The organism is Corallococcus terminator, from assembly GCF_003611635.1.
Taxonomy (GTDB): domain Bacteria; phylum Myxococcota; class Myxococcia; order Myxococcales; family Myxococcaceae; genus Corallococcus; species Corallococcus terminator.
This window is the reverse complement of the sequence record NZ_RAVZ01000504.1, coordinates 1-4,807: the sequence shown is the minus strand read 5'-3', so window position 1 is coordinate 4,807 and position 4,807 is coordinate 1. Positions and strand designations below refer to the sequence as shown.

4 protein-coding genes are annotated in these 4,807 nt (G+C 64.2%); all 4 read left to right on the top strand.

The genetic code is table 11. The features are described 5' to 3' along the window. Nucleotides 1–160: 160 nt before the first annotated feature. The 4 genes from D7V88_RS39010 to D7V88_RS38995 all read left to right on the top strand — a co-directional run bounded on the left by D7V88_RS39010 (nucleotide 161) and on the right by D7V88_RS38995 (nucleotide 4,318). Complete coding sequence (locus D7V88_RS39010; RefSeq protein ID WP_120545602.1) at nucleotides 161–1,348, top strand: vWA domain-containing protein; 1,188 nt, start codon at nucleotides 161–163, stop codon at nucleotides 1,346–1,348. 90 nt (nucleotides 1,349–1,438) lie between these two features. Further along, nucleotides 1,439–1,804, top strand: a complete 366-nt coding sequence (locus D7V88_RS39005) for a hypothetical protein (protein WP_120545601.1) — start codon at nucleotides 1,439–1,441, stop codon at nucleotides 1,802–1,804. Nucleotides 1,805–1,874: 70 nt separating this feature from the next. Next, the gene (locus D7V88_RS39000) at nucleotides 1,875–2,801 is read left to right on the top strand and encodes an RluA family pseudouridine synthase (RefSeq protein WP_120545600.1); all 927 of its coding nucleotides are present in this window, start codon (nucleotides 1,875–1,877) and stop codon (nucleotides 2,799–2,801) included. A gap of 167 nt (nucleotides 2,802–2,968) precedes the next feature. Then, nucleotides 2,969–4,318: a phospholipase D-like domain-containing protein gene (locus D7V88_RS38995; protein ID WP_120545599.1), complete on the top strand. Its 1,350-nt coding sequence runs from the start codon at nucleotides 2,969–2,971 to the stop codon at nucleotides 4,316–4,318. The last annotated feature ends 489 nt before the right edge of the window (nucleotides 4,319–4,807 follow it).

Below are 4,807 nucleotides of genomic sequence, written 5' to 3'. Positions count from 1 at the left end.
GAAATATACGGGGGTCGGGGCCCGGAAGGTGAGGCCGCGGGGGGCCCAAAACCCTGGCGAACACCCGGGTCAGACCTTTTTCGCGCCCCATGCGTTCAAGGGAAACCTGACGGCGCGGGCCTCCCGCGCTGGTCGCGTCATCCCGCCGGAGAACCACCCCATGTTCAAGTCTCTCGCCCTCGGTCTTGGCCTGCTCGCCCTTCCCCAAGTCGCTCACGCCAGGACCCCGGCCGCGCCCACCGGGTCGGTGGCGCCCGACGTGAAGGCGAAGCCCGTCGGTCCTTCGCCCGCGGTGGTGGACGCGGCGACGTCCGCGCCCCGGGTGCAGATCGCCCTGCTGCTGGACACCAGCGGCAGCATGGACGGCCTCATCGACCAGGCCCGGCGTCAGCTCTGGACGGTGGTGAACACGTTCCAGAAGGCCCGCCGCGATGGCCAGATGGCCCGGCTGGAGATCGCCCTCTACGAGTACGGCAAGTCCGACATCGACGCGAAGGATGGCTACATCCGCCAGCTCCTGCCCTTCACCACGGACCTGGACAAGGTCTCCGAACAGCTCTTCGCGCTGCGCACCAACGGCGGCGACGAGTACTGCGGGCAGGCCATCCAGAAGGCCACCACCCAACTGTCCTGGAGCAAGTCGAAGGAGGACCTGAAGCTCATCTACATCGCGGGCAACGAGCCCTTCACGCAGGGGCCCGTCGTCTACTCGACGGCCATCGCCAGCGCGAAGGAGCACGGCATCATCGTGAACACCATCCACTGTGGCCCCGCGGAGGTGGGGGCGCGGGAGGGTTGGACGGCCGCGGCGGCGCTCGCCCAGGGGCAGGCGCTGAACATCGACCAGAATCGCGCGGTGGCCCACGTGGCGGCCCCCCAGGACGCGGAGCTGGCGCGGCTGAGCGGGGATTTGAGCAAGACGTACCTGGGCTACGGGTCGGAAGGGCGCGCGAGCAAGATGCGGCAGGAGGCCCAGGACAGCAACGCCGGGGTCAGTGCCAGCGCCACCGCCTCACGCGCGGCGTCCAAGGCGAGCCGCCTGTATGACAACTCCAGTTGGGACCTGGTGGACGGCGCCAAGAAGGGGACGGTGAAGGTGGAGGCGCTCAAGGATGAGGACCTGCCGACGGAGCTGAAGGGCAAGTCGGTGGTGGAGCGCAAGGCCATCGTGGACGCGAAGTCGAAGGAGCGTTCGGACATCCAGGCCCGCATCCAGACGCTCCAGGGGGAGCGCGAGAAGTTCCTCGCCTCGAAGGCGGCGGAGAACAAGGGCGCGGACACGCTCGACACGGCCATCATCCAGTCGGTGCGCACGCAGGCGGCGGCGCGCAAGCTGATGCTGGAGTAGGTCTCCTGGAGGGCCCTGGTGCACGGGGAGCCACCGCGATATGGCGGGCCTCCCACCCATGGTCCTCTTCTTCACGCGCCGAGCGTTGTCATGAAGCTCGAGCGCCACGTTGGAGGACTGTCGCTGGCGCGCAAGGCGAACTACCTGCGCGCCCGCGGCTGGCGGGAGGAAGCGGGGAGCTGGTCGAGCGAGCGCTTCAGTCCCGTGCCCATCGCTCGCGCCATCCACCACCAGCTCACCGACGACCTCAGTACGGCGCTGTGCAGGCTGGGCTGGCAGGTGGTGGGCTATTCCGAAAGGGGCCACGTCCAGATGCGCGACGGTGAGCGCGGGCGGCCCTGCTCCCTGCCCAAGGCGCTGCGGCTCCAGGCCCGGCGGGAGAAGCGGCCCGTGGCCGAACTCACATATGTGTTGTTCCTCGCGGCCATCGTGGAGACCGAGGGCGGCCTGTCCTAATGCCGCCCGCCCCGCCGAGCCCTCGATGGTTGCCGCGAACGCGCGCCCTGAACCGTAGAGTGCACGGGTGATGTCCATGCCTGACGACTCTGCCGGCCTGAACGACGGCTACGTGTACCGCGAGCGGATTGGCGCCGCCTCCGTGGGGCGCACCGCGCTCGCCTACCTGACGGATGCGTACCGGCACTCCACGGAGGAAGAGTGGCGTGCGCGCTTCGTGCGTGGCGAGGTGCGGCTGGACGGCGTCACGGCGACGGGCGACGAGCGGCTGCGAGCCCACCAGGAGCTCTGCTGGCACCGTCCGCCCTGGCGAGAAGGGGAGACGCCGGACAGCTTCGAGCTGGTGTACGAGGACGCGTCGCTGCTCGCGGTCATCAAGCCGAGCGGACTGCCGACGCTGCCCTCCGGGGGCTTCCTCAAGAACACGCTGCTCTCCTTCGTGCGACTGCGCTGGCCGGAGGCTTCCGCGCTGCACCGGCTGGGGCGGGCGACCTCCGGGCTGGTGCTCTTCTCCCGCACGCACGAAGCCGCCGCGAAGCTCTCCCGCAACTGGCGCGAGGGCGACGTGGAGAAGCGCTACCGGGCACTCTCGGACGGGGTCGCGGCGCAGGACTCCTATGACATCCACGCGCCCATCGGCCTGGTGCCACACCCCATGCTGGGCTCCGTGCACGGGGCGACCGAGCAGGGCAAGCCGTCACACAGCCACGCCACGGTCCTGGAGCGGCGTAACGGACAGACCCTCTTCGAGGTGCGCATCCACACGGGACGCCCCGAGCAGATCCGCATCCATCTGGCGTACATCAGCCATCCGCTCGCCGGGGATCCGATGTTCGCCTCGGGAGGTCTGCCCCGCGCGAGCGAGCCCGGCCTGCCCGGAGATGGTGGCTACCTGCTCCACGCGGAGACGCTCGCGTTCACGCATCCGCTCACGGGAGAGCGCCTTCGGCTGCAAGCCCCTCCCCCGGCCGGGTTGAGGACGGCGACGGAAACCTGACTCGCGCGACGCGTCCTGCGAGTAGATGTACCTCTCTTACTCTCGGGGAGAATGGTATGACTTAGTCGTTGAAGGCAAATTGAATCCTCTTGAGCCAAAGTGATGCATGATGGGGCGAGTCAATCCATGCCGCTCTTGGATGGAAGAACTATTAAATAGAGGGGAAAATGGCTCCATTTCAAGTGCAGCTCACGACGACATCAAAAGAGCGAGGAATTGAATTCTATGACGAGGCGTCGTGGATCGATGCGCTCCGTGGCACTCTGGAACTGGAAGTGGTTTCGTGTTTCTTCGGCATCGACTGGCTTAATGCGGTGCGTGAACGACTCGCTGCGTCAGCGAGCCTGATTCTGCACCTCAACCGTCCTCCGAGTGGATCGAAGCAGTTGTACGAACTTGAGAAGTTCCTCATTCGAGCCAAGCGGCGAGGACCGACTGAGGTGTATCTCCACACCGGGCCACGTGGCCTCTTCCACTCGAAGCTTTACGTTCTGCGAAAGAAAGACGGAACAACAACGTACGTAGGGTCCTCGAATGCGACCGGTTCTGCGTTTCGGAGTAACGAGGAAATCCTACTCGAAGTTGTCGGAGCGCGCTCGCCTGCAGGAGTGGATGCCTATCTTAGGAGCCTGCAGACGAAAGGACAGCTTCTCCAGAGTGGGGCTTATCGGTTGACCCTGGAACATTTCTTTCGCGAAGCACGTCTCGTCTTCCGGCCGACTCGCGCCGATCCGTTTCGACTACCGTTGCCGCCTGTGCGGGAAGCGCCCGAAGCGTCGGAGCGCGCGAGGGGGTTGGTGTATTCCGGCACTGGTGCGATGTTCAGTCTTTGGGCCTCAGTCGAACTCGATGATGCTTCAGGCGACGTGGAGGATTCCCAATCGACATTGAGCGTCACTGCTGCAGTGAGACCACGTGCCATAGAAACAACATACGGATTTTGGATTCCAATACCGTACTTCGAAGAACTCTCGCCAACGTTAGACAGGGCGACTCAAAGTAGAATCAAGCGGCTTGATATGCTCCGGAGTCGGCTTGCGAAGCGCGAGGACCGGGTTCGGGAGCAGTTCCGACAAGCTCTTCGTGATGTACAATCGCGTGGTCAGAAACCGCTCACCGAAGAGGATGTTAAGCGGAAGCTGAATGCTTTCGATAATCTGCTGGAAGTTTCGTGTAAGCGACTTGAAGATCCAGAATGGGTAAGGGCACATGCCAAACGCTATTACGATGCAATTGTGCCGGATCTCTTCACTGATCCTGAGACACGCACTGCGTTTCTGGCCTCGTTCACTTACGATCTCTCACTACGGCTGGAAGAGCCCGGTCAGAGACGCTCTCGCATTGTCAAGGCGCTTCTAAACGGGATCAAGAACTGGGCAGAGCCGTCCCTGATGAGCCGTAAAGGCGCATTCCTCAAGGAGGCTTGGTTCCTCGAAGCACTTGAGTCGATGCTCCAGGCGGATGACTTCACGATCGATGCTCTATGGGGTGTTGTTGATTCCGAGGAAGATGACTGAGTGCACGGCCCGCCAAGAGATCGCAGTCCAAGCTCTGAGGACGCTGGGAACCAGGATTTTCCCTCCGGCTTCTGTTCGCGAAGTCGCTGGCCTGTGTGCCGCTGCCCGTGAAGGCGAGGTTGAATCAGGTGGTGCATGCCCTGAATCGCCCCATGGAAAAAGCGTCTCCGAGCGGGTGGCTGCGTTTGTCCTGCTGCTCCTGATTGGCGCCAGTTACTACCGTGTGGCCGAGCGCAGCGGAGCCTCAGCGGAACAAACTCTTCGAACCGAGTGGGAAATCCGGCGTGACGTCCTGGCGTGAAACGGACAGCAGCAGCAGGAGTCCGCGAGTCTTCCTGTCTCCGACCAGGAGAACTTGAAGGGTAACCGTCCGGCCAACGACGTGCCGGATCGCTTGAGGGCGGACGGGAAGCGTGCGTGACGAGCGGCGCGACCGATTGAAACGCGAGGCTTCAGGCCGCGTCAGCGGCGCGCAGGCGCTTCCACTCG